The organism is Homoserinimonas sp. A447, assembly GCF_054489325.1.
On sequence record NZ_JBTMWW010000001.1, the window covers coordinates 993,992 to 1,018,323 of the forward strand.

At 66.7% G+C, this 24,332-nt stretch carries 25 protein-coding genes; 16 read left to right on the forward strand and 9 right to left on the reverse strand.

Annotation, left to right across the window (positions count from 1 at the left end; all coding sequences use genetic code 11):
* Nucleotides 1-65: 65 nt before the first annotated feature.
* Nucleotides 66-1,859, forward strand: coding sequence for a DEAD/DEAH box helicase (locus ACX3O0_RS04820; RefSeq protein WP_459106949.1), 1,794 nt, complete (start codon nucleotides 66-68; stop codon nucleotides 1,857-1,859).
* 27 nt (nucleotides 1,860-1,886) lie between these two features.
* Here the strand turns inward: ACX3O0_RS04820 and ACX3O0_RS04825 are convergent, their stop codons facing one another.
* On the reverse strand, nucleotides 1,887-3,158 hold the full coding sequence (locus tag ACX3O0_RS04825) for a glutamyl-tRNA reductase (protein WP_459106950.1): 1,272 nt from the start codon (nucleotides 3,156-3,158) through the stop codon (nucleotides 1,887-1,889).
* A gap of 39 nt (nucleotides 3,159-3,197) precedes the next feature.
* On the opposite strand from ACX3O0_RS04825, the gene hemE reads away from it, so the two are divergent.
* From hemE to ACX3O0_RS04865, 8 genes are read left to right on the forward strand one after another with little or no spacing between them, the layout of a single operon-like run.
* Nucleotides 3,198-4,268, forward strand: a complete 1,071-nt coding sequence (hemE, locus tag ACX3O0_RS04830) for a uroporphyrinogen decarboxylase (protein ID WP_459106951.1) — start codon at nucleotides 3,198-3,200, stop codon at nucleotides 4,266-4,268.
* Entirely contained in the window at nucleotides 4,261-5,616 is a 1,356-nt protein-coding gene (locus ACX3O0_RS04835) for a protoporphyrinogen/coproporphyrinogen oxidase (protein WP_459106952.1), read from the forward strand. Before hemE ends, ACX3O0_RS04835 begins: the two co-directional genes overlap by 8 nt.
* A gap of 4 nt (nucleotides 5,617-5,620) precedes the next feature.
* Nucleotides 5,621-6,403 (forward strand): hydrogen peroxide-dependent heme synthase, encoded by a 783-nt coding sequence (hemQ, locus tag ACX3O0_RS04840; RefSeq protein ID WP_459106953.1) that lies wholly within the window; start codon nucleotides 5,621-5,623, stop codon nucleotides 6,401-6,403.
* On the forward strand, nucleotides 6,400-7,545 hold the full coding sequence (locus ACX3O0_RS04845) for a ferrochelatase (protein ID WP_459093446.1): 1,146 nt from the start codon (nucleotides 6,400-6,402) through the stop codon (nucleotides 7,543-7,545). Before hemQ ends, ACX3O0_RS04845 begins: the two co-directional genes overlap by 4 nt.
* On the forward strand, nucleotides 7,542-8,492 hold the full coding sequence (hemC, locus tag ACX3O0_RS04850; RefSeq protein ID WP_459106954.1) for a hydroxymethylbilane synthase: 951 nt from the start codon (nucleotides 7,542-7,544) through the stop codon (nucleotides 8,490-8,492). Before ACX3O0_RS04845 ends, hemC begins: the two co-directional genes overlap by 4 nt.
* Nucleotides 8,492-9,304 carry a uroporphyrinogen-III synthase gene (locus ACX3O0_RS04855; RefSeq protein ID WP_459106955.1) on the forward strand — a complete coding sequence of 271 codons (813 nt, stop codon included), beginning with the start codon at nucleotides 8,492-8,494 and terminating at the stop codon, nucleotides 9,302-9,304. Before hemC ends, ACX3O0_RS04855 begins: the two co-directional genes overlap by 1 nt.
* Nucleotides 9,305-9,313: 9 nt before the next feature.
* On the forward strand, nucleotides 9,314-10,309 hold the full coding sequence (gene hemB, locus ACX3O0_RS04860) for a porphobilinogen synthase (protein ID WP_459106956.1): 996 nt from the start codon (nucleotides 9,314-9,316) through the stop codon (nucleotides 10,307-10,309).
* Entirely contained in the window at nucleotides 10,309-11,676 is a 1,368-nt protein-coding gene (locus tag ACX3O0_RS04865) for a glutamate-1-semialdehyde 2,1-aminomutase (protein ID WP_459106957.1), read from the forward strand. The genes hemB and ACX3O0_RS04865 overlap by 1 nt, the downstream gene beginning before the upstream one ends.
* A 15-nt stretch (nucleotides 11,677-11,691) precedes the next feature.
* On the opposite strand, the gene ACX3O0_RS04870 is transcribed toward ACX3O0_RS04865, so the two are convergent.
* Entirely contained in the window at nucleotides 11,692-12,363 is a 672-nt protein-coding gene (locus tag ACX3O0_RS04870; RefSeq protein ID WP_459093451.1) for a LysR substrate-binding domain-containing protein, read from the reverse strand.
* Nucleotides 12,364-12,665: 302 nt separating this feature from the next.
* On the opposite strand from ACX3O0_RS04870, the gene ACX3O0_RS04875 reads away from it, so the two are divergent.
* The gene (locus tag ACX3O0_RS04875) at nucleotides 12,666-13,403 is read left to right on the forward strand and encodes an SGNH/GDSL hydrolase family protein (protein WP_459106958.1); all 738 of its coding nucleotides are present in this window, start codon (nucleotides 12,666-12,668) and stop codon (nucleotides 13,401-13,403) included.
* A 19-nt stretch (nucleotides 13,404-13,422) separates the two neighbouring features.
* On the opposite strand, the gene ACX3O0_RS04880 is transcribed toward ACX3O0_RS04875, so the two are convergent.
* Nucleotides 13,423-14,292 (reverse strand): HAD family hydrolase, encoded by an 870-nt coding sequence (locus ACX3O0_RS04880; protein WP_459106959.1) that lies wholly within the window; start codon nucleotides 14,290-14,292, stop codon nucleotides 13,423-13,425.
* Nucleotides 14,293-14,393: 101 nt separating this feature from the next.
* On the opposite strand from ACX3O0_RS04880, the gene ACX3O0_RS04885 reads away from it, so the two are divergent.
* Nucleotides 14,394-14,786, forward strand: coding sequence for a hypothetical protein (locus tag ACX3O0_RS04885; protein ID WP_459108446.1), 393 nt, complete (start codon nucleotides 14,394-14,396; stop codon nucleotides 14,784-14,786).
* Here the strand turns inward: ACX3O0_RS04885 and ACX3O0_RS04890 are convergent.
* From ACX3O0_RS04890 to ACX3O0_RS04910, 5 genes are all read right to left on the reverse strand, one after another.
* Entirely contained in the window at nucleotides 14,783-15,937 is a 1,155-nt protein-coding gene (locus ACX3O0_RS04890) for a fatty acid desaturase family protein (protein WP_459108447.1), read from the reverse strand. The genes ACX3O0_RS04885 and ACX3O0_RS04890 overlap by 4 nt on opposite strands.
* Nucleotides 15,938-16,061: 124 nt before the next feature.
* On the reverse strand, nucleotides 16,062-16,775 hold the full coding sequence (locus ACX3O0_RS04895) for a GAF and ANTAR domain-containing protein (RefSeq protein ID WP_459106960.1): 714 nt from the start codon (nucleotides 16,773-16,775) through the stop codon (nucleotides 16,062-16,064).
* Nucleotides 16,776-16,819: 44 nt separating this feature from the next.
* Nucleotides 16,820-18,256, reverse strand: coding sequence for a dihydrolipoyl dehydrogenase family protein (locus ACX3O0_RS04900; protein WP_459106961.1), 1,437 nt, complete (start codon nucleotides 18,254-18,256; stop codon nucleotides 16,820-16,822).
* A gap of 111 nt (nucleotides 18,257-18,367) precedes the next feature.
* Complete coding sequence (locus ACX3O0_RS04905; RefSeq protein ID WP_459106962.1) at nucleotides 18,368-19,897, reverse strand: M28 family peptidase; 1,530 nt, start codon at nucleotides 19,895-19,897, stop codon at nucleotides 18,368-18,370.
* A gap of 130 nt (nucleotides 19,898-20,027) precedes the next feature.
* Entirely contained in the window at nucleotides 20,028-20,576 is a 549-nt protein-coding gene (locus ACX3O0_RS04910; RefSeq protein WP_459106963.1) for a GNAT family N-acetyltransferase, read from the reverse strand.
* Between the two features lie 36 nt (nucleotides 20,577-20,612).
* Here ACX3O0_RS04910 and ACX3O0_RS04915 point away from each other — a divergent pair, with 36 nt between their 5' ends.
* The 3 genes from ACX3O0_RS04915 to ACX3O0_RS04925 all read left to right on the forward strand — a co-directional run bounded on the left by ACX3O0_RS04915 (nucleotide 20,613) and on the right by ACX3O0_RS04925 (nucleotide 22,241).
* Complete coding sequence (locus ACX3O0_RS04915) at nucleotides 20,613-20,819, forward strand: DUF1653 domain-containing protein (RefSeq protein ID WP_459093459.1); 207 nt, start codon at nucleotides 20,613-20,615, stop codon at nucleotides 20,817-20,819.
* Between the two features lie 68 nt (nucleotides 20,820-20,887).
* Entirely contained in the window at nucleotides 20,888-21,547 is a 660-nt protein-coding gene (locus tag ACX3O0_RS04920; RefSeq protein WP_459106964.1) for an alpha/beta fold hydrolase, read from the forward strand.
* A gap of 103 nt (nucleotides 21,548-21,650) precedes the next feature.
* Nucleotides 21,651-22,241 (forward strand): hypothetical protein, encoded by a 591-nt coding sequence (locus ACX3O0_RS04925; RefSeq protein WP_459106965.1) that lies wholly within the window; start codon nucleotides 21,651-21,653, stop codon nucleotides 22,239-22,241.
* Between the two features lie 7 nt (nucleotides 22,242-22,248).
* On the opposite strand, the gene cobB is transcribed toward ACX3O0_RS04925, so the two are convergent.
* Entirely contained in the window at nucleotides 22,249-22,986 is a 738-nt protein-coding gene (cobB, locus tag ACX3O0_RS04930) for a Sir2 family NAD+-dependent deacetylase (protein WP_459106966.1), read from the reverse strand.
* A gap of 89 nt (nucleotides 22,987-23,075) precedes the next feature.
* Here cobB and ACX3O0_RS04935 point away from each other — a divergent pair, with 89 nt between their 5' ends.
* Together ACX3O0_RS04935 and ACX3O0_RS04940 are read left to right on the forward strand one after the other, a co-directional pair.
* Complete coding sequence (locus ACX3O0_RS04935) at nucleotides 23,076-23,873, forward strand: arsenate reductase/protein-tyrosine-phosphatase family protein (RefSeq protein WP_459106967.1); 798 nt, start codon at nucleotides 23,076-23,078, stop codon at nucleotides 23,871-23,873.
* Nucleotides 23,874-23,875: 2 nt separating this feature from the next.
* Complete coding sequence (locus ACX3O0_RS04940) at nucleotides 23,876-24,271, forward strand: VOC family protein (RefSeq protein ID WP_459106968.1); 396 nt, start codon at nucleotides 23,876-23,878, stop codon at nucleotides 24,269-24,271.
* Nucleotides 24,272-24,332 lie beyond the last annotated feature (61 nt).

Here is a 24,332-nt window from a genome sequence, read left to right on the forward strand (position 1 = left end):
CCCATGGCCGCCGACTCCGCTGTCGCGGAGTCCGTTGTCACCCGGTGCCGGTAGAGTCTTGTCAGGTGAGCGCTCCCCTTTCTTTCGGCCATCAGGTCGGCACTTCGGCAGCGGAACACCTCTCTCCGGCCTTCCCCGAGCGTGCCGCCCGCGGCACCGCCGACAAACTGCGGGCCTGGCAGCAGGAGGCCCTGGAGCTCTACCTCGACACCAGCCCGACGGACTTTCTCGCCGCCGCAACCCCCGGCGCAGGCAAGACCACCTTCGCCCTGAGGATTGCGACCGAGCTTCTCGCCAACGGGACCATCAACCGGGTGACGGTCGTCGCGCCGACTGAGCACCTCAAGCGGCAGTGGGCGGATGCAGCCCATCGCGTGGGCATCCGCCTCGACCCCGCGTTCAAGAACGCCCACGGCTGGCATGGGCGCCATTTCCACGGCGTTGCCGTCACCTATGCCCAGGTGGCCACCCGCGCGAGCCTCCATCGCACCATGACCGAGGGTGCCCGCACCCTGGTGATCCTCGACGAGGTGCACCACGGCGGTGACGCGCTGAGCTGGGGCGACGCCATCCGCGAGGCGTTCGAGCCTGCAGCGCGACGATTGTCGCTCACCGGTACGCCATTCCGGTCGGACACCTCGCCCATCCCGTTCGTGTCCTACCACCCTGACGAGCATGGCATCCGCACTTCCCGGGCCGACTACTCCTACGGCTACGGCCGTGCCCTCGCCGACGGTGTCGTCCGCCCGGTCATCTTCCTCTCCTATGCCGGGAAGATGCGCTGGCGCACCCGCACCGGCGACGAGATGGAGGCACGCCTCGGGCAGGGCGATACCAAGGACGTCACTGCGCAGGCGTGGCGAACGGCCCTCGACCCCGAGGGGGACTGGATCCCGTCGGTACTCCGGGCGGCCAACCGACGCCTGACCGAGGTGCGTCACAGCATTCCGGATGCCGGCGGCCTGGTCATCGCCACCGACCACTATGCGGCGCGCTCCTACGCGAAGATCCTGCAATCGATCACCGGGGAGAAGCCGACCGTTGTGCTCTCCGACGAGAAGGCGGCGAGCGATCGGATCGCGAAGTTCGCGGCGGCCGAAAGCCGGTGGATTGTGGCGGTACGCATGGTGTCCGAGGGCGTGGACATCCCGCGCCTGGGCGTGGGGGTCTACGCGACCTCCGCCTCAACGCCGCTCTACTTCGCGCAGGCGATCGGGCGGTTCGTGCGTACCCGCCGCCGCGGTGAAACGGCGTCGATCTTCCTCCCCAGCGTTCCCGCGCTCACCGCACTCGCACAGGCGCTGGAACTGGAGCGCGACCACGCGCTCGATCGCGACACCGGCGATGGGCTGGAGGAGATCCTGCTCGACGACGATTCGCTGGACGATGCGAACCGTTCGGAGTCGGCCTCCGCCGATGCGGATCTCTTCGACTTCAAGCCACTGGCATCCGATGCCAACTTCGACCGGGTTCTCTACGACGGAGGCGAGTTCGGTTTCGCCGCAGACGTCGGCAGCCTGGAGGAGCTCGACTTCATCGGCATTCCGGGGCTGCTCGAGCCCGACCAGGTGCGAGACCTCCTGCGCGCCCGACAGGCGCGGCAATCCAGGCGGGTCGGCGATCGCAAGCGGCAGGCGGAGGAGCGCGGAGTCGTGTCGGACGAGCCGCCACCGCTCTACCGCAACCTGAAGGAGCAGCGCAGCCTGCTGAACTCCCTGGTTGGCTCACGAGCGAAGCGCACCGGCGAACCTCACGCCATCATCCACGCCGAATTGCGACGCCGGGTGGGTGGCCCAGCCGTTCCGCAGGCCAGCGTCGCCCAGTTGCAGGCCAGGATCGACCTGCTGCGGCGCGGTTAGACAAGCAGGGAGTTAGGCAAGCGGGGATTAGGCGAGCAGCTCGCCTTCACCCGGTTCGGATGCGACGACGGATGCCGCTGACTCCTTGGGCTCGATTCCGAACACGGCGGCCAGACCGCCGACGAATTCGTCGCCGCGACCGGACCGTGCAAGTTCCCGGGCACGCATCGATGGTCCGTGGAGCAGCACCCCGGCGAAGTGGCGAAGGTCGGCTTCGCTTTGTGCACTCCAGGTGCCGCGGTTCCTCGACCGCTCGATTTCAGTCTCGAGCGTCGCCAGCACCTGCTTGCGCAGGGCGACGACCGCCATTGCCGTGCTGCGTTCGGCTTCCTTCGTGCTGAATGACTGGACGGCATCGTCGACTACCGCGTGGGCGTCCTCGGTGGCGCTGAGCTCCTCAAGCGGAGCGTGCAGGCGGATGGTCTCGAGGTCGAGAAGTTCGATGCCGGGAAGGGACGCCACCTCGGGGGAGACATTGCGGGGCAGGCCCAGGTCGATGATGAGGCGGTGCCGGCCCGATGACAACTCGGCGCCGGTGAGCACCGGCAGCTCTCGGCTGGTGCAGGCGATGACCAGGTCGACTTGTGCCACGGCCGCCTCGAGAGACTCGGCTGCCGTGAGGGAGAGCCGAGCGGCGAACTGGGCGGCCCGACCGGAGGGGGAGTAGACGATGATGTCTTCAGCACCACGGTCGCGGAGGGCTGCGACGGTGGTGGCTGCGTACTGCCCGGTTCCGATCAGCAGCACCCGCGTTTCCGCCCAGTCGGCGATTCGGCTGGAGGCCAGCTCCAGACCGAGGCGCACCAGTGACCGGTCTGCGCGCCCCACCGCCGTGGTCGATTTCACGGTCTTCGAGGTGCGCGATGCTGCCTGGAACAGCCGCTCCAATCCGGACGAGGCACCGCCGGCCGCCCGCGCCTGCTCCAGGGCCCGGCGCACCTGGCCGGCGATCTCGTCCTCACCGATGACCACGGATTTCAGTCCGGCCGATACGCCGAAAAGGTGAGGCGCGACATCCGCCTCCTGAAGCGTGCCGATCGAGTTCTCCAGCGCACTGGTCGGGATGCCTGTGGAGTTGCTGAGAGTTTGGAGGACAGATGCCCTCAGGTCGGCTGCCGGTACGGTGTCGGCCACCTCGAGATAGGCCTCGAAACGGTTGCAGGTGGACAGCACCACGGCGCCGTTCACCCCGGCGATCCCACGCAGGACGGACTCGGTACTACCGGAATCGTGGGCCGCCAACGACTCCAGGATGTCGAAACTGGAGAGGTGGTGGTTGGCGGTGAAACAGACGAGCACCCATCTAGGGTACGTCCACCAAGATGACAGACTTGACAGGTGATTGATTCTGCGCGCCTGCCTGCCACCCATCCACTCCTCGACGGCCGCACCGCCGATTCCGCACTGATCCGGAGTTACCGGGGCGAGCGGCCCGATCGGCTTCCGGTCTGGTTCATGCGCCAGGCCGGCCGTTCCCTTCCGGAGTACCGCGACCTGCGGGTGGGAACAGCCATGCTCGACGCCTGCCTGAACCCGGAACTGGCCAGCGAGATCACGCTGCAGCCGGTGCGGCGTCATGGCGTTGACGCGGGGATCTTCTTCAGCGACATCGTGGTTCCGATCAAACTCGCCGGGGTGGAGGTCGACATCGTGCCTGGGAAGGGACCGGTGCTGGCTTCCCCCATCCGCAGCGCGGCTGACGTTGCAGCGTTGCGGCCGATCGATGAGGCTTCACTGGCGCCGATTTCGGATGCCGTAGCGCTCACCGTGGCAGAACTGGGCAATACACCCCTGATCGGCTTCGCCGGCGCCCCATTCACCCTCGCGGCCTACCTGGTCGAAGGCGGGCCGTCGAAGGACCACCTGCGGGCGCGAGCGCTCATGCACTCCGACCCGGAGACCTGGGACGCGCTGCTGGGCTGGGCGGCGGATGTCACCGGGCAGTTCCTCAAGGCTCAGATGCTTGCCGGTGCGAGTGCGGCGCAATTGTTCGACTCCTGGGTCGGTTCTCTCAGCGTCGCGGACTACCGCGAGCGTGTTGCCCCATTCTCGGCACAGGCTCTCAGCCATGTGCGTGACCTCGGGGTGCCGATCGTGCACTTCGGCGTCGGAGCAGGCGAGCTGTTGAACGCCATGCACGAGGTGGGGGCGGATGTGATGGGCGTCGACTATCGCACACCCCTGGATGAGGCCAGCCATCGGCTCGGCGACCGTGTTCCGCTTCAGGGGAACATCAACCCGGCGATGCTCTCTGCGCCGTGGACAGCGCTGGAGAGCCACGTCATCGACGTGATCGAGCGCGGTCGTGCAGCTCCATCTCACGTGGTCAACCTCGGCCACGGCGTTCCGCCCGACACCGACCCGGCGGTGCTGACCAGGATCGTCGAGCTCGTCCACTCCCGTGGCTGACCATGACGTCATCGTCGTCGGGGCGGGGATCGCCGGGCTGACGGCCGCGCGCGACCTGGCCATGGGCGGACTGTCCGTGCTGCTGCTGGAGGCGTCCGAGAATGTCGGCGGGAAGGTGACCAGCCATACCGTTGCCGGCGTGGAACTCGACGCCGGAGCCGAGAGCTACGCGACCCGTGGGGACACGGTCGCTGCGCTGATCCGGGAGCTGGGCCTCGCCGACCAGTTGGAGTCACCGGATCCGGCCGGGGCGTGGCTGTACCGCGAAGACGGCTCAGCACATCCGCTTCCCCGGACAAGCCTGCTGGGAATCCCCGCCACACCGATGGCAACGGATGTGATCGACGTCATCGGCCTCGCCGGCGCATTCCGTGCCCAGCTCGACTCCCTCATCCCGGGCGTGTTCGGAGGGCGCGAGACACACCTCGGGCCCCTCGTCCGCAAGCGCATGGGACGACGCGTGCTCGACCGACTCGTCGCCCCGGTGGTCAGCGGCGTGCACTCACGGCATCCGGACGATGTGGAGGTAGACCGGGTGGCACCCGGCCTCAGGAGGGGCCTGCGCAAGTACGATTCGCTGGCCAAAGCCGTGCTCGTTCTGCGGGAAGCCGCGCCAGCAGGAACCAGCGTCGGCGGCATCCGCGGCGGCATCCATCGCCTGGCAGCGGAGTTGCACCATGATGTTGTGTCGTTCGGCGGGGAGACCCGGTTCGGTTGCACGGTGCAATCGGTCGATACCGACGGCGTGACGACCGCAGCGGGGGAGCGGATCAAGGCGCGGCACGCGGTGTTCACCTCGGCGGCCGGGACGGACGGTTCGCCGATCGTCCTGGCGACCCTGGTTGTCAGGCTTCCGGCCCTCGACGACGCGCCGCGCGGCACAGGTTTGCTCGTCGAGTCCGGTTCGGCGACCGTTTCGGCGAAGGCGCTGACTCACGCAACAGCGAAGTGGGGCTGGCTCGCCGAGTCGGTGGGGGAGCATCGTCACGTTCTGCGGCTCTCCTACGACCCTGCACGCCTGGGCTCTTCCGACTTGGGCTCATCCGATCTGAAATCCTCGTCCGACCTGAACGCGACGAATCTCGATTCGACAGGCCTCGCTGAGCTGGCCAGGACGGATGCCCAGCACCTGCTGGGGGTGTCGATTCCGCCGGAGTCGGTGGAGGGATTCGCCCGAGTCGAGTGGTCGTCGAGTCCCAGCCCGGTGTCGGTGCCGGACGGCGTGATCGCCATCGGGGAGTCGGTGGCCGGAACGGGTCTCGCCGCAGTCATCGACCACGCTCGGCGGGAGGCTGGCGGGCTTCTCAGTCAACTGGCAGGAACACGATCTGGTCTGGAGGATGATTGAAGTCATGACAACCAGCCACAGCGGCACCGCATCAGCCAGCACCGCATCATCCAGCACCGCATCATCCAGCACCGCACCCTCCAGCTCACCAGCACCGCTCGCCAGCGCGGTCACGACACCGCCGGCGGGGGAGACCGAATACACGCTGTGGACGGTGTTCCGGCGAACACCCGGCCAGGCAACGCCCACCGAGGCTGATGCCGCCGAGCTTGCCGCCGCCATTCCCGAGCTGGAGGCTTCAGGGGTCACCCTCCGCGGCGTCTACGACGTGTCCGGGCTGAAGGCCGACTCCGACGTGATGCTGTGGCTGCACGGAGTCTCGCCGCAGAGCATCCAGTCGGCGCTGCGTCGCCTGCGTCGCACCGCGATCCTGGCGCCGCTCACCCCGACCTGGAACACCATGGGCGTTCATCGTGACGCCGAGTTCTCCCACAACCATGTTCCGGCGTTCATGCGCGGCAAGGAACCGGCCGACTGGCTGACCGTCTACCCCTTCGTGCGGTCCTACGAGTGGTACCTGCTGGAGGCTGACGAGCGCAAGGCGATGCTGGCCCGCCACGGGCGCATGGGCGGCGCCTTCCCCGGCGTGCTGGCCAACACTGTCGCAGCCTTCGCCCTCGGCGACTATGAGTGGGTGCTGGCACTGGAAGCCGACGACCTGCTCGAGCTGGTCGACCTGATGCGGCACCTGCGCCAGGCGGATGCCCGGCTGCACGTGCGCGAAGAGATCCCGTTCTACACCGGCCGGCGTGTCACCCCGCAGGAGTTGGTCGAGGTCTTGAGTTGAGTCTCGTTGCCGGCGCGACCGAGGCTGCAGCCAGCGGCCCCGAGCACGTGACAGAGCCGACGGCGTACGACGCCATCTTGCTGGCGTCGTTCGGCGGCCCGGAAGGCCAGGACGACGTCATCCCGTTCCTCCGCAACGTCACCCGCGGCCGCGGCATCCCGGAGGAACGCCTGGAAGAGGTGGCCACCCACTACCGCGCATTCGGCGGGGTGAGCCCGATCAACGACCAGAACCGGGCGCTGAAGGCTGCCATCGAGGCCGAACTGGGGCGCCGCGGCATCCGCCTGCCGGTCTTCTGGGGCAACCGCAACTGGATGCCGTACCTGCGCGATGCCGTCACCGAAGCCCATGACGCCGGCCACCGCAGGCTGATCGCGATCGGGACGAGTGCCTACAGCTCGTACTCCAGTTGCCGCCAGTACCGTGAGGACTTCGCGCTGGCACTGGATGAGACCGGGCTGAACGACGTGATGCGGATCGACAAGGTGCGGCAGTTCTTCGACCATCCTGGATTCGTGACCCCATTCGTCGAAGGCACCCATTCGGCGCTGGCAGCCTTCGAAGCCGACGGCTTCACGGCAGACCAGGTGCACGTGCTCTTCAGCACCCACAGCATTCCCACCACCGACGCAGAGCGCAGCGGCCCGGCCGAGCGCGAGTTCGGCACAGGAGGCGCTTATGCCGCTCAGCATCAAGCGGTCGCCGAGGTTGTCATGGCCGATCGCGCGGAGGGCTGGACGCTCGTCTACCAGTCACGCTCCGGTCCGCCGGCGATGCCCTGGCTGGAGCCGGACGTGAACGACAAGCTTGCGGAGCTGGCATCCGCCGGCATCAAGGCTGTCGTGATCGTGCCTCTCGGCTTCGTGAGCGACCACCTCGAAGTGAAGTGGGACCTCGACACGGAAGCCCTGCAGACGGCGGAGGGTCTCGGCCTGGCCGCCGTGCGCGTTCCCACCCCGGGGGTGCATGCGGCATTCGTCTCCGGTCTCGTCGACCTCGTCGTCGAGCGGATCGAGGGGACGCCGGTCGCCGAGCGGCCGGCCCTGACCGAACTCGGTCCGTGGTACGACGTCTGCCGGCCCGGGTGCTGTGAGAACGTTCGACTCGGATTCAAACCAGCATTGGCAGGATTGGCACCATGACGACTACAGATACCGGAACGATCCGCATCGGCACCAGGCGCAGTGCCCTCGCCATGGCGCAGACGGGCGCCGTGGCGGACCAGATCGCCCGGACTTCCGGGCGTGAGGTGGAGTTGGTGCAGATCACCACCTCCGGCGACACCTCTCAGGAATCCCTGTCGAGCCTGGGCGGCACCGGGGTGTTCGCCAGTGCCCTGAGGGAAGCGTTGCTGGCGGGCGAATGCGACCTGGTCGTGCATTCGCTGAAGGACCTTCCGACGGCGCCGGTTCCCGGGCTTCGGATCGGCGCCACGCCGAAGCGGGCGGATGCCAGGGACGTTCTGGTCGCGCGGGACGGGCTGGTACTCGACACACTCCCAGTCGGCGCCAAGGTAGGCACCGGGTCCCCCAGGCGGGCAGCCCAGTTGCGTGCCGCCAGGAGCGACCTCGAGATTCTCGACATCCGGGGCAACGTGGACACCCGGCTCGGCCGGGTCAGTGAGGGCGACCTGGATGCTGTCGTGCTCGCTGCCGCTGGGCTCACCCGGCTGGGCCGGCTGGAGTCTGTCAGCCAGTTCTTCGAATTGTCCCAGTGGCCGACAGCGCCGGGGCAGGGCGCGCTTGCCCTTGAGGTGCGCACCTCCGTCCCTCGTGGGATCGCGGACGTCCTCCAGAAGATCGACCACAGCACCTCACGGCTGACCGCAAGCGCGGAGCGGGCGGTCCTTGCTCGGCTGGAGGCCGGATGCGCTGCACCCGTCGGCGCGACGGCGGTCATCGACACCAGCCTGCTGCTGCTCACTGCGACCGTCCTGAGCCCCGACGGCACTAGATCGCTCACCAGCTCCCACGCCGGCGTGCTTGAAGGTTCACCAGCCGAACGCGACGCCCTTGCCCAGGAGTTGGGTGAACGGGTCGCCGATGAGTTGCTCGCCCAAGGGGCGGCCGAGTTCGCCCCACTGGCGTGATGGCCGAAACCAGTAGCCTTGCCGGCCTGCGGGTGCTCGTACCCCGAGGCGGCGACGTTGGCGCGCGCCTTGCCGCCGCCGTCTCGGCTCGTGAGGGTGTTCCGGTGATTGCGCCGGCGATTGAGTTTTCGGAACCGGCCGACCCACTGGCGGTGACGGATGCCTGTGCGCGGCTGTCCGCTGGCGAGTTCGACTGGGTCGCGCTGACCAGCGCCACGGCTGTCGAGACGTTGGTGCAGCACCAGGTGCGGATCCCCGAGCGCACCCGGGTCGCAGTGGTGGGACCGGGCACCCGTCACGCGATGGAGACTTCTGGATTCCGCGTCGACTTCATGCCATTGGCCGCGTTTTCCGCAGAGGCGATGGTCGCGGAGTGGCCGGTGTCGTCGGGCACTGTGCTACTGCCGCTATCGGCGATCGCCGAACCCACGCTCGCTGACGGGCTCACCGCTCGGGGACTGGATGTCACGGCGGTTGCCTCGTACAACACCATCGCTCTCCGCTGGGATGACGACACCCGCAGGCAGTGGTGCGATGACGGTTTCGCTGCAGTGCTGCTCACCTCTGCCAGCGTCGCTCGGGCCGTCGCCGGGCAAGGCGACGCGGTTCCCGCGACGACGATCGTCGCCTGCATCGGCGAGAGCACGGCAACCGGCGCCCGCTCCGCCGGGTTGCCGGTGCACGTGGTCGCCAAGACCAGCACTGCTGATGGCCTGGTCGAAGCCCTCAGCGACTACGTCACTACTGAATTCACCAGCACTACTGAATCCACCAGAACTTTCACCCACCACAACTCCACCCACCACAACTGAGGTCACTCCATGACAACCGGACCGAGCATCCGCCCCCGCCGACTCCGCACCAGCCCAGCGATGCGACGGCAGGTCGCCGAGACTCGCCTGCATCCGGCCGACCTGGTGCTGCCGCTGTTCGTGCGTGAAGGCATCCGGTCACCGCAACAGATCGCGTCGATGCCTGGCGTGATGCAGCACACCATCGACAGCCTCAAGCAGGCGGTGTCCGAGGCCGCCGATGCCGGTATCGGCGGAGTGATGCTGTTCGGGGTTCCCGAGCACAAGGATGCGATCGGGTCGGGCGCCACCGACGAAGACGGCATCCTCAACGTTGCGACCCGCGCGGTGGTGGCCGAGGTGGGCGAGCGTCTGGTCGTGCAGACCGACCTGTGCCTGGACGAATTCACCGACCACGGACACTGTGGGGTGCTCGACGCGGAGGGACGCGTCGACAACGACGCGACGCTGGATCGCTACCGCGAGATGGCGATCGCCCAGGCGTCCAGCGGTTCCGCCCTTCTCGGGCTCAGCGGAATGATGGACGGCCAGGTCGCAGCGGTACGGGAGGCGCTCGACGCTGACGGTTTCACCGACACGGCCATCCTCGGCTACGCCGCCAAGTACGCCTCGGCGTTCTACGGTCCGTTCCGTGAGGCCGTGGACTCGAGCCTGGTCGGCAACCGTCGCAGCTACCAGCTGGATCCTGCGAACCGGCGCGAAGGCGTTCGGGAGATCCTGCTCGATGTGGCGGAGGGCGCCGATGTGGTCATGGTGAAACCGGCAATGAGCTACCTCGATGTGCTGGCGGATGCCGCAGCCGTCAGCGAGGTCCCGGTGTGGGCGTACCAGGTCTCCGGCGAGTACTCGATGATTGAGGCCGCTGCAGCGAACGGCTGGATCGACCGCGACCGCGCCATCGAAGAGAGCGTGCTCAGCATCAAGAGGGCGGGCGCGGATGCCGTGCTCACCTATTGGGCGACAGAACTCGCAGGCACACTGCGCCGAACCATGGGGAACAACTGATGACAGACCACACGACAACCGACGCGGCGCTGGCTGATGCGGTGCTGACCAACACAGTGCTGACCAACGAGGCGGCTTTCGCCCGGGCCAGGGCTGCCATCCCCGGCGGTGTGAACTCCCCGGTGAGGGCGTTCGGCTCTGTGGGCGGCACCCCACGCTTCTTCGTATCGGCGAGCGGCCCGTACGTCACGGATGTCGAGGGGCGGCAGTACGTCGACCTCGTCTCGTCCTGGGGACCGGCGATCCTCGGCCACGCCCAGCCATCCGTTGTCGCCGCAGTGCAGGCCGCCGCGGCATCCGGGCTGTCGTTCGGCGCCTCAACGCCGGGTGAGACAGAACTCGCCGAACTGGTCTGTGAGCGGATGTCGCCGGCAGTCGAGCGCGTGCGTCTCGTATCGACCGGCACCGAGGCGACGATGACGGCCATCCGCCTTGCTCGGGGTGCGACCGGCCGTGACCTGCTGGTGAAGTTCGCCGGCCACTACCACGGTCACTCGGATGGGCTGCTGGCTGAGGCCGGTTCCGGCGTTGCCACCCTGGCGCTTCCCGGATCTGCCGGTGTGCCCGCTGCCGTGGCAGCGCAGACGCTGGTGCTGCCGTACAACGACCTGGAAGCCGTGCGGCTGGCGTTCGCCGAGCATGGTGATCGGATCGCCGCGATCATCACCGAGGCGGCAGCAGCCAACATGGGCGTGCTCGCTCCCGAACCCGGGTTCAACGCCGCGCTCTGCGAACTCGCGCACGACCACGGCGCACTGGTCATCCTCGACGAGGTCCTGACCGGTTTTCGCGTAGGAAGCGCAGGCTGGTGGGGGCTGGAAACCGCGGCGGGGAGCTACTACCAGCCCGACCTGTTCACGTTCGGCAAGGTCGTCGGCGGCGGGATGCCGCTGGCCGCCCTGGGTGGTTCGGCCGCCCTCATGGACCACCTGGCACCGGCCGGGCCGGTCTACCAGGGCGGGACGCTGAGCGGAAACCCGGTCGCAGTGGCAGCGGGCCTGGCCACTCTCCGTGAGACCACTCCGGAGCTGTACTCCCGGCTGAACGTCGTGGCCGACCAGCTCGCGGCAGCGACCTCGGCCGCACTGGCCGCCGAAGGGGTCACCCACGTGGTTCAGCGGGCCGGAAACCTGTTCTCGTTCGCCTTCCTGGAGGACGCGCCCCGTAACTATGCCGAGGTGAAGAGCCAGGAGGCTTTCCGGTACCCGCCGTTCTTCCACGCGATGCAGGGCGCCGGAGTCTCGCTGCCGCCGTCGGTGTTCGAGGCTTGGTTCGTGAATGGCGCGATGGACGATGACGCCATTGGTCGCATCCTTGACGCCCTTCCCGCAGCGGCGCGGGCAGCGGCAGCGGCGCGGCCGGTCTAGCGCGGGCGGGCCGATCTAACGGGGGCGGCGGCCTTTCTTCCGGTCGACCGCAGGCTTCTTGCCAGTCGGGCGAGCCGGCTGCTTGCGGGGGCTCGGCTCGGCCGTCTTCGCAGGCGATGCTCCCCGTGAGCTGGCTGCGGTGCGGCCGCGCACGATCCCGACGAACTCCTCCACGTCCTCCGTCGTGGCGTCGGTGATCCAGGCGATGGCGATCTGGGTCGCCGGAGCATCCGTGATCGGGCGCGTGGCGAGGTCGCGTCGTGCGTGCTGCCGCGCCAGGGAGTGGGGGAGCACCAGGATGCCAGCGCCCGCCACAACCAGGTCGATGGCGTCCTCCAGCGGTTCCGAGCGGATGGTCTCCCCATCCAGGTCGGCGGTGGTGACGGCGTCGAACACGGAGATCGGATGCTCGTTCGGCACCACGACGACCGTGACTTCCTCGTAGAGGCGGATCACGCTGAGCCCGTCGGGGTCGATCGGCAAGCGTACGAACGCGATATCGGCGCGCCCCTCGATGAGCGCGGAGCGCTGGTCACTCTCAGCGATGGGAGTCACCTCGATCGGGGTGTTCCGCCTCGCGGACCACGCTGTGGTCCACTTGCCCGGGTTCACGCCGGGGACGATCGCGACCCGGAGCGGCTTCAGGTTCGCGGGGCTTCCCGGTGGGCGCGTTTCCATAGGGCGCATTTCCACAGGATAGCCGCAGCGCGGAAAGCCTCCGGACACGGCTGAGGGGCCGGGTGTTGCCGCCCGGCCCCTCGAGGTTGTCGTGTTAGTCGTCCTTGCGCTTGCTCGCCTTGTCCTTCTTGTCGGCGCGCTTCTCCTTCAACGACTTGCTTGCTGCAGTTTTGGTGCTCGACTTCTTCGGTGACTTGTCGGCCATGATGGTTCCTCCTTCGGAGCCGGATGACTCAACACCAGAGTACCTGTGGGTGCTCCGAAAGTCAGGATGCCTTCGGTGCTGCGTCTGCTGCCGGTAGGATCCAACAATGACCCGCCTGCTTCAGCGGCTGCTGGATCCTGCGTTTCGCCTGTGGTCGCCTTTCTTTCTGCTTCGTGCGGGCATTGCCTCGAGCATGCTTCCGAAGCCGACCGATGCGCCGGTGGTGCACATCCCGGGGGCTGATCCCGATCGCCTGCTGGTTGTCGGCGGCGGCATCACCGTCGGGTTCGGTGTGTTGAGCCATGAGCTCGGTATCGTGGGGCACCTCGCTCGGCAGATCTCCGGCGCCACCGGCCGCGGCGTCGAAGCCGACCTCATTGCCGAGGCGGACCTCAGGGCCGACGAGGTGCCTTCCCGTATTCGGGACTCGAACCTCACTGCCTACGATGCGATCCTGCTGTTCCTGGGGGTCACGGATGCCATCAGGCGAACGTCCACGCGCGCCTGGCGTACCGCTTTGTCGTCGCTCATCGAGGACATCGACAACCGCACGGCGGCTGGCACGCGCATCCTCGTGGTCGGCATCCAGCCGGTACGCCTGGTCACGACCCTGGACAACCGGTTCGGGCTCTTCGCCGAGCTGCATGCACGCTCGCTCGACCGCGAATCGGCTCGCGTGTGTGCGCAGTGGCCGCAGGCGACGTTCATTCCGTTCCACCCTCGGGCGGAGCTGACGGAGCGCTATCGAACCAGTGCGACCTACGGGAAGTGGGCGGCGCTGGTCTCGCCTGCCGTCATCGAGGCGCTGCAGCAAAACCACCCGCTCGGCGACTTCACGATCTGACCCGAATGCCGGCCACCGTTCAGCGCAGGTCGAGTTTCTCCACCCAGTAGTCGAGAAAGGCGGCGCCCGCATCGTCGTGGATCAACTCGCCGATGGCGATGACCGGGTATGGGCGATCCAGCATGCCGTCGGAGGGGCGTACGTCGATGTGGGCGACATCGTGGCCGACCGAGTGGAGGTGGTCGGCCATCAGGTAGTCGCTTCGCGAGTCGCCGACCGAACGCCAGAGCACTGGCAATGGGCCGTTCCCCGCGAAGAAGTCGAGGGCGCGTTCGGCTGCGCGGTCCTTGTCGAGCGTGATCGACTCGATGTCGGTGGAGATGATGGTCGGTTCGATCCGGAAGGGAACCTGGCCACGGGCATCCGGAGCCTTCTCATCGCCGTACTCCACACCGATCCCGTGTTCGGCACACAGGTCGAACGCTGCACGGTTGAACGCCTTTTGCGCTTCCCGATAGCTTTCGTGGGCGACATCCTCCCGCTGTTCCACCGACACCATTGCCTGCTTGGTCTCATCGAAGAACATGGTGGCGGCGAAGTCGCGCTGCACCAGGTCTCGCAGGGCGTCGACGACGGGGGCCGGGATGGCCACGGATGCGTCAAGCTCCACCGTTCCGAGCCCGTCAGCGTCGATCGGGAACCACACTGCGCCCTTCTCGCACACGCCGTACATGCGCGCGTCCGAATCGAGGCCGTGCTCGACCAGCTCGGCGACGACGTGGTCGCGGAGGAAGGCGAGGGAGCGGCCGGTGATGAAAGCGATCGGGACGCCTGCTGCGGCCAGCAGTGCGAGGTCGCGGATGATCGCGTGCGGCACCCGGCGGGTGATGGGACTGGCGATCGGCCCGTCGACGTCGAGGAGCAGTCCGAGGGCAGGAGTGGCGACCATGTTCCCATCCTTGCAGTTGCCGGGCCGGGTGATCTCGCGTGGGGGAGCCCTTGCAGGTCGTCGTCGCCGCCGTTGGCGCGAAAGACCTATCGTTGACGGTGATGATCACCAGACGTGAGGCGGCCCAGCGCCTCGATATCCCGCTGGAAATGGCGAGCCGCCACGCCCTGCCGACGCGGATGACTGAGGACGAGTTCGCCGAGTTGGAGGCCCACCCTCCCGCCTGGCTGCTGCAGTCCCGTGCCAACCGCAAGGCGACCACCCGACCGGTGTGGGTGCAGTTGACCTGCGATGTGTGCCGGTACACGGAGGCGGCGCGCCCGAAGAAGTGGTGGCCGGCCTTCACCTACCTGGTCTGCTCGCACCACGACATCGACGACCTGCCCGCGGCGGCATCCGGTACCGAACGCCGGGAATTCGACGGAATCGGCAGCCGCTTCATCGGCATCGTCGACAGCGGCGCTGGAACTGAGGTGCACCCGGACACGCCCTAGGTGCCCGGGTGCACCTGTCTCACTTTTTCTCTGTGCTCTGGCTCGTCTCCTTCCCATTTTCCTAGCGCTTGTCGCTGGGCCAGGAGAGGGCACTCGAAGGGGTCCCTCTCGCCCAGTCCCACCCTGTTGATGTATCGGAGCACGATCCCGTAGGACTGCCACAGGCCGGTCGTCGTGTAGCTGATCCCGTGCGAGTGGCAGAAGGCCGCGATCAGTGGGGCTGCGCGCCGGAGGTGCGGCCGAGGCATGGACGGGAACAGGTGATGCTCGATCTGGTAGTTGAGCCCGCCCATCAGCAGGTCGAGCACGCGACTGCCGCGGATGTTCCGGCTCATCAACACCTGCCGGCGCACGAAATCGAGTTTCAGGCCGTGCGGAACAAGCGGCATCCCCTTGTGATTCGGGGCGAACGCCATCCCCATATAGAGTCCGAAGAGTCCGAGTTGAACACCGAGGAAGGCCACCGCAATCCCGGGCGACAGCACGAGGAACACGAGCGCCACATAGCCCCCGAGCCGGCTCACGAGGAACACGATCTCCAGTGGACGACGCGCCACCGGCCCCCTGGCCAACACCCGTCGGACGCTCGACGCGTGAAGGGAAAGCCCTTCGAGCAGCAGGATGGGGAAGAAGAACCAGCCCTGGTGCGCGATCAGCCACAACACCATCGGAGAGTGGTGGCGCGACACCTGCGCGGGCGTGAAGGCGATCACCGGCAACTCGATGTCGGGGTCGGCGCCCTCCTGATTCGGGTTCGCGTGATGACGAGTGTGCTTGTGCTGCCACCAGCCGTAGCTCATTCCTACGAACAGGTCGCCGATGACCAGGCTGGTCCAGTCATTCCACTTCCCCGAGCGGAAGATCTGCCGGTGGGCGGCGTCATGGCCGAGGAAAGCGATTTGGGTGAACACGAAAGCGAAAACGGCAGCCAGGAGCAACTGCCACCAGGTGTCGCCGATGATCACGAACGCGCCGAGGCACGCAGCGAACACGACCGGAACGGCGAGGAGCTTTACCCAGTAGTACCCATAGCGTCGGCGCATGAGGCCGGCGGCGCGGATCTGGTCGGAGATGACCACGAAGTCACTGGCCTGTCGTGACTTCGGTGCCGTCGTCCTGGAAATGGTGACGACGTGCTCGGTTGGGCCCATCATGCCTCCAGACTCAGCGGAACGAACACGCTGCCGGGGTCTGGAGCAACTACCGCCAAAATACACCTGCCCCGAGTGGTGGATCATCGACCCACAGCAGAATCCCAGCCCGGGCAGGCGAGGGTCACAAGCTGAAGCGTCGCGTGATGACGCCCTCTGCGAGTTCGTGCAACCGCACATTGTGGTTCCGGGCGTACTCCCGAAGCCACTGGAACGCCTCATCCGTAGGCACGTTGCGCGCCTGGGAGACGACCCCTTTGGCCTGTTCGATCAGCACCCTGCTCTGGAGCGCATGCTGCAGTTGCGCCGTCACCACCTCCTGGTCTCGGATCGTCCGTTCGTGCAGGATGCCGATCGTGGCAACATCCGCCAGCGCTTTGGCGGTCGCCGCGTCGTCCGAGTTCAGCCATCCCGGCCTTTCCCGGAACAGGTTCATGGCGCCGATCGTTGACTCCCGTAGCCGCAGGGGGACGGCATGCACCGAGCGAAGACCCTGAGCGAGCGCGAAGTCGCGAAGCTGCGGCCAGCGGCCGTCTGCGGCATCGAAATCCTCGACGACGACCACGGCACCCGTCGCGAAGGACTCGACGCACGGTCCGTCGTTCAGGCCCAACTGGAGCACCTCGAAGCGGTCGCTTCGCCGACTGCTCGACGCCATCAACTGAAGCTTTCCCGCCTCGTCGGCCAGCACGATGCCGGCATCGGCGACGTCAAGAAGGCTTGAACACTCCTCGACCAGCAGGTGAAGCAGTTCAACGATGTCATAGCCGCCGACGAGTGTGTCCGCCAGGGTGACAAAGAGGTCCGCTAATCGCGCCTCACGGGTCCCGTGAGCCATACACCGATGTTAAAGCGAAAGGTCGCCGAAGCGCCAGACCTCTGTCAGGCGGCCGGACGGCCGTACTCTTCGAGCAGTCGCAGCCAGATCTCGCTCATGGTGGGGAACGACGGCACCGCGTGCCACAGGCGGTCGATGGTCACCTCGCCGACAACGGCGATCGTGGCCGCGTGAATCAGCTCGGCGACGTCCTGTCCGACGAACGTAACGCCGAGCACCACGCGGCGCTTCTCATCGACGACCATGCGGGCACGACCTTCGTAGTCTTCCGCATGGATGCTGGCGCCGGACACCCAGCCCAGGTCGTAGTCGACAACACGGATGTCATAGCCGGCTTCCTGCGCAGCTGTGGCGGTGAGCCCGACGCTGGCTACCTCCGGTTCGCTGAAGACGACCTGCGGTACCGCCTCATGGTCGGCCGTGGCGACGTGCGCTCCCCAGCGCGAGTCATCGATGGTCGCGCCGGCTGCCCTCGCCGCGATGACATCACCGGCGGCGCGCGCCTGATACTTGCCCTGGTGGGTGAGCAGTGCCCGGTGGTTGGAGTCGCCGCAGGCGTACAGCCAGTCCGTGCCGGCCACCAGCAGGGTGTCGTCGGTGTTCAGCCAGCCGTTGCTGATCGCCGCACTACCGAGGTCAAGATCGTCAAGGCCGAGCTCGGCGGTGTGCGAAGCGCGGCCGGTGGCCACCAGCACTTCTTCGGCCATCACCGCGACGCCGGCGGAGAGTTCGATCGAGACTCCGGCGTCCGAACGGCTCACCGAGGTGGGGGAGGACCCAACCAGCACGGTCGCGCCTCGGCGGGTGAGCGATTCGATGATGCGTTCGCCCGCGAACGGCTCCATCCCTCCGAGCAGCCCGCTGCGTGAGATGACGGTGACGTGGGTGCCGAAACTGGTGAAAGCTGTCGCCATCTCGGCCGCCACGACGCCGCCGCCGATGATGGCCAGGCTCGCTGGGGCACTTTGCGCGCTCACCGCCTCGCGGCTGGTCCATGGCCGAGCATCCGCCAGCCCTGGAATCTCGGGGATGTGCGCCGTCGTTCCGGTGGTGACGGCGACGGCGTGCGCGGCCGATAGTTCGGTGACCGAGCCGTCGGGTGCAGTCACCGAAACCTGCTTGATGCCGATGATGCGCCCACGCCCGCGGAACAGCTCGATGCCGGCGCCGGCGAGCCACTTCGCTTCGTGGTCATCCGTCCAGTCGTGGGTGAACTCGTTTCGCCGGGCGAAGACGGCGGCAGTGTCGAGAGTGCCGACGGATGCTTCCCGCGCCCCAGGAACTCGGCGTGCGGCGCGTAGGGCGGCGCCACTGCGAAGCAGGGTCTTCGACGGGATACAGGCCCAGTATGAACACTCGCCGCCGACCAGTTCAGCCTCCACGATGGCGACGCTGAGGCCGCCCTGTTTGGCCCGGTCGGCGACGTTCTGGCCCACCGGGCCTGCGCCAATAACGATCAAGTCGTACTCTGCAGCGGCCATGCCCGCCTCCTCGCGTTGATGACCATCCCAGACTATGCGCCGCCCGAACGTGGTGGGGAACCGAGCACGGGCCCCGACAGTGCGGGGCCCGTGCCAGTACCTATGTTCGTCCTAACGCAGCGATCGGTTGCCCTTCATCTCCATGTCGGCAGCGCCCTGGCCTCCGCCTTTGGCGGTGCCGCTCACAGCAGACGTCGTCTCGGCGAAGGTCTGGGTGGCGTGTGCGATCGCATCCGCCATCTGCTCCAGAACCTCGGCGTTGACGTTGGTGATGTCGTCGCAGGCCTGGTGGTAGCACGGGTCGTAAGCCTCACCCGCGGTTCCGCCGTAGATTGCTGCCTGCTCGGCGGTCTTGGTTCCTTCAGCGCCGGTGAACAGTCCACCGGCCGGGATCCCGTTGTTGATGAACCCGAAGTAGTCCGACCGTCCATCGAACGCCGTCGCCTCGGTGGCGAGGCCCTGCGAGGCGAAGTAGTCGAGGAACACCGCTTCGATGTTCGCCGAGCCGTTCGGACCGGCGGTGCCGAAGGCCGAACCGTCCCCGTCATAGACGAAGCGCACGAAGTTCGGCGATCCGACCATGTCGAAGTTCAGGTTCAGCGCGTGATCCTTGATGTCGTCCTTCGTCAACTGGGAGACGTAGTAGTCGGAACCGACCAGCCCGTCTTCCTCACCGCTCCAGAAGGCGAACCGCACCCGGTTGGTTGGTTCGTCACCGGATTCGGCCATCTGGATCGCCGTCTCCAGGACAGCACCGATGCCGGTGCCGTTGTCGTTGATACCCGGGCCCTCAGACACGGAGTCGAGGTGTCCTCCGACGACCACGGTGCGGTCATCGCGACCCTCGGTGTCGGCGAGCACGTTGAAGGTGTCGATCTCCTGGACGGTCGCATCCACCTGCATCCGCAGCGTCAGTCCGGGTGTACCGGCGAGGGTCTCGCCGAGCGCGAATGTGGTGCCCATCGCCGGGATGGCGGCCTGTGGGGTCGCCAGGGTGCCGAACAGGAGTCCACTGCGTTCTTCGGTGTTGCCCTGGTTGAAGATGATCACGCCAGCGGCGCCAGCGGCAGCAGCGTTGTCGACCTTGACCCGGAAGTCACAGGTTCCGCGCTGGACCAGCGCGATGTTCCCCGCGGTGAATCCGGCGAAGTCCTCCGCTTCACATCCGCTTGTCGAGGCGCGATCCCCGGTCAGGTTGATGTCGACAGCCGTAACCGGTGCGGTGACGTCACCCGCCCCCGAGTAGTCCATGGTGTCGAAGTCGGTTTGGTCGACATAGACGGTGGGCGTCGGAGTGACCTGCTCGAGAGACGAGCCGATCTCCACGAACTGGTCATAGGAGAACGGCTGCCGCACCGTGTCATATCCGGCCGCTTGAAGCTGTTCTTCCACGTACTCGGCGGATGCCACGTGGCCGGCCGAGCCTGCGGCGCGGTGGCCATCGTTGGCGTCCGCGATGGCTTGCAGCGCTTCCAGGTGTTCGGTGATGTTCTCGGCGCTGACCGCGTCGCGCAGTTCGGTGGTGTCAGTCCCGTTGTCCGCGTAGGCGGGCAAACCCATTCCGACCGGTAGGCCGATGCTGACTGCCAGCCCCACGCCGGTGGCGATGGCCACCCGGCGCAGCTTTCGATTCTCTTTCATTGGATCTCCTTCGATCACAGCAAAAATCCAACGTCGTATGACGGCGTTGGAACCGTGAGCCTGACGCTAGCAAAACGGCCCCCTGAACGGGGGTAGACGAACTATTCGCAGGAAACACACAGGTTCGAGCTCAGTCCTCGCTGCCCAGCCGCCGGGTTCGCAGCAGGCTGAGGTCGAACAGCCAGGCGTTCACCCGGATCGGGTTGCCCTTCGGATACTCGAAGTCCTCTTCGCCGGTGAACGCGAAACCCAGCTTTCGGCACAGCGCGTTGGATGCCCCATTGTCGATTCGGGGGAACGCCAGCATCGAGTCCCGATCGCCGTTTTCAGCCGCGTACTCCAGACACTTGCGCAACGCATGTGTTGCGATTCCCCGACCCTGGTGGGCGGTGGCGATGCTCCACCCGGTTTCATAGACCGGCTCGCCATGCCAGGTTGTCGTCCAGTACCCGACCGAGCCGACACGCTCTGCCGCATCGGGCGCCGAGACCGTGAACATCCGCGCCTCGCCGGACTCCCAGAGTCGCATGAACCGAGCCTGACGTTCAGTGAGTTTCTCGGGTGATTCCGGCCCGCCGATGTAGACGGTCATCTCCGGGGTGTTGCTGCGCTCAAGAACGGGGAGGTCGTCGGCGCTCCAGGGATGGAGTGAGATCTCAGGTTCGTCGTGGCTGTTCATGGAGGCAGAGTACAGCGCAGTGGATATTGTTGGGGCATGGATTCGGAAGACCTCACCGGCAGCTACCGCCACTTCAAGGGCGGCGTCTACCAGGTGCTCGGTGTTGCGCGCCACAGTGAGACAGAGGAGGCGCTGGTCGTCTACGCCTCGCCGTCCGGGGAGTGGTGGGTTCGTCCGAAGGAGATGTTCTTCGGCACCACCGTCGTCAACGGTCGGGAGATCCCGCGGTTCACCCGCGACTGACGGCGACGCCGTGTCGTCTGACCCCGGATTGCGAAAGAATTGGTGAACCACGAACATCCGGAGGTCAGATGGTCACTTTCGCCCTTATTCATGGCGGTGGGTCAAGCGCCTGGGACTGGCATTTCGTCGCGGCCCTTCTGGAGGAGGCCGGACACGAAGCCGTGGCCGTTGACCTGCCGATAGAAGATGACGGTTCGCGGCTGGAGGATTACGCCCAGGCCGTAGTGGATGCGGTGGGAACACGGCGAGATGTGATCGTCGTCGGGCATTCGCTAGGAGGATTCACCGCCCCGCTGGCCGCGGAGGCACTGGGCGCGATCGGCCTCGTCTACCTTGCCGGCATGATCCCTCTGCCGGGGGAGACCTTCGATCAGTGGTGGACGAACACCGGGCATGACCGCGAGACGATCGATGAGGACCCTGACGTCTCGTTCTTCAACGGTGTTCCGGATGCCCTGGCACGGGAGGCAAGAACCCACGAGCGGGACCAACAGGGCAGCTGGATGTCCCGCCCATGGCCGGGAGTAGCGGATCCGGTCATCCCGACGAAGGCCATCCTGTGCCGGGATGACGCGTTCTTCCCGGCGGAGTTCATGCGACGACAGGTTCGCGAACGGCTCGGCATCGAGCCAGAAGAGATCGCCGGCGGCCATTACGCGGCGCTCAGCAATCCGACGGGTGTGGCCGATTCGTTGCTGGCTTTCGCTGAGCACACTCTCACGACTTAACGGCGCGCGGGCTTGGTCGGGCGCCGACCCAACGTTGTCTACTGGTTATGCGTCTTAGCTAGTGTGAGCCGGGAACGGACGCGGCCACCGACAAGGAGCAGTCATGGGTTTCAAGGGCGGAACGGGCGTACTGGTCGCTGGGCTGCTGGGTGCCACGCTGGCGCTGACCGGATGCGTCGGTGCTGCTCCGATGGAGGTTGTGCCGAATATCCTGATCGAGGACCAGATACCCGAGGAGTACCTTCAGGGTGCGATAGACGCGGAGACCATGACGTGGATCGATCGCCTGCAAAGGGAGCTCGGGGACGATGAGAACTTCGGTTCGCCGGCGATCTCCAGGGACAGGTCCACCGTCACCATCACCTGGTTCGGCGAGCCGAGCGCTCGGCTGCAGGGCTTGATCGCTGAAGCGCCAAAGAAATTGACGGTGGTCATCCAGCCGGCTGCATTCCGCCCGGCGGAGCTTGCGGAACTGGTCAGGCTGGCGGTCGCAACACCCGGGATGGTTGCCGGAGTGGAAGTCGCGGTGGGGTCGCCAGCAGTGGACGGGTCCGGGATCACAATCGGCATTGTCGAGTTGCCGGCCGACCGCTCGCTGGAGCAGCTCGGCGCCGAGTTCGCCGCAGCCCTGGGCCGTACGGATGTGCCGGTGACCGTGGAAGTCAGCGGCAGGATCGTGCCAATCAGCGGGTAGGTACGCGTTACTCGAGCGCCTTCTCCAGCCGGTCGCTCGCCGGGCCGGCGAGCAACTCGTCTACCCAGCGGGGCACCTGTTCACTGGCGCGCCCGATCCGCACCTCATCGAAGGAGGTTGCAACCGCCGAAGGTTCCAGGTTGATTTCCACGGTACGAGCGCCAGCCGCGCGGGCTTCCTGCACGAAGCCGGCGGCAGGGTAGACGTTCCCGGATGTTCCGATCGCGGCAAACACCCCACAGTCGTTGAGCGCGGCGAAAATGTCATCGAGGCGCAACGGCATTTCCCCGAACCAGACGACGTGCGGGCGCAAGGTGCCGGTGGCTGAACAGTCTGGGCAGCGGCTGTCGACACTGACATCACCGGCAACCGAATGCACGGTGTCGCAGGCCTCGCATCGCATCCGCAAAAGTTCGCCGTGCAGATGGATGACGTTGCGGGATCCTGCCCGCTCGTGCAGGTCATCGATGTTCTGGGTGACCAGCAGCACGTCGCCGGGCCACTCGGCTTCCAGTCGCGCAAGGGCGAGGTGCGCCGGGTTCGGATGAACGGTCCCGCTGACGAGTTGGCTCCGCCGCTCGTTGTAGAAACGGTGCACCAGCTGCGGGTTGGCGGCATAGCCCTCCGGAGTTGCGACGTCTTCGATGCGGTGCTCCTCCCAGAGCCCGTCCGCCGCACGAAAGGTGCGGATGCCGGACTCCGCAGAAACCCCCGCTCCGGTGAGAATCACGATGGGTGTCAGCATGCATCCACTCTCGCACTATGCGATGTGCACTCGAAGGTCAGAACAGGATCCACTTGATCCATCAATTTGGATTGATGTAATCTGTTCGCATGTTCTCGGAAGCATCCGTACAACTATCGGGAGAACCGCCCGCGTTCCTGCGCCTGGGCGGGCACCCGATACGGTGGCAGCTGCTGAGTGAGCTGGCCCGCAGCGACCGCCAGGTCCGTGAACTCACCACTCTGACCGGCCAGGGTCAGAGCCTGACGTCGTACCACCTCAGTCAATTGCGTCGCGCCGGGCTGGTGAGCATGCGGCGCAGCTCGGCCGACAAGCGCGACAGCTACTACAGCCTCGACCTCGCCGTGTGCGGCGAGCGGCTGACGGATGCCGGCGCCGCACTCCATCCCGGCCTTCGGTTGCGCCCGGGTGCCCCGGGAAGCCCGGACCGATGGCCGGCCCGGCCACCCGTCCGGGTGCTGTTCCTGTGCACCGGAAACAGTTCCCGGTCCCAGATGGCCGAGGCGATCCTGAGGCAACTCGGTGGCGGTCGGATCGAAGTGGCCAGTGCCGGAAGCCATCCCAAAACCGTGCACCCCAATGCCGTTCGGGTGATGCGCGAGCGTGGCATCGACATCGGTGGGCACCGCTCCAAGCACCTGAATGAGTTTGTCGAGCAGCGGTTCGATTACGTCATCAGCCTGTGCGATCGCGTGCGGGAGGTCTGCCCGGAGTTTCCCGGGTCACCATCGGTCGCGCATTGGAGCATCCCGGATCCCGCGGTCGCCGCGGCAGAAGACGAAGACAGTTACCCAGCGTTCGTCCGCACTGCGGACGAACTGAACACTCGCATCCGGTTCCTGCTGTCCACGCTGGAACATTCCCTGACTAGTTCGGAAAGGAGCTAGAAATGTCAGACAATCTTGCAGACCTGGTCAACGTCCGTTACCTGGTCGACGACGTCGAGAAGGCGGTCGACTTCTACACCAGGCACCTCGGTTTCACCCTCCGGACGGGCGCGGCACCCGCGTTTGCCGACGTCATCCGCGGCAGGCTGCGGCTCTTGCTGAGCGGGCCGACCAGCTCGGCAGGTCGACCTATGCCGGACGGCACCAAGCCCGAGCCGGGCGGATGGAACCGCATCCAGCTCATCGTGGACGACATCGCGGCCGAGGCAGACCGGCTGCGTGCGGCGGGAGTCACCTTCCGCAACGACATTGTGGTCGGCCCTGGTGGGCAGCAGATTCTGGTGGAGGACACGACCGGCAATGTCGTCGAGTTGTTCCAGCCCGCCGCCGCCTCCTGAGGCCGCCTGAGCATCGGGTAGTGCACCCTCGGCCGGCCGCGGGAAAGGCCGACCGATCGTT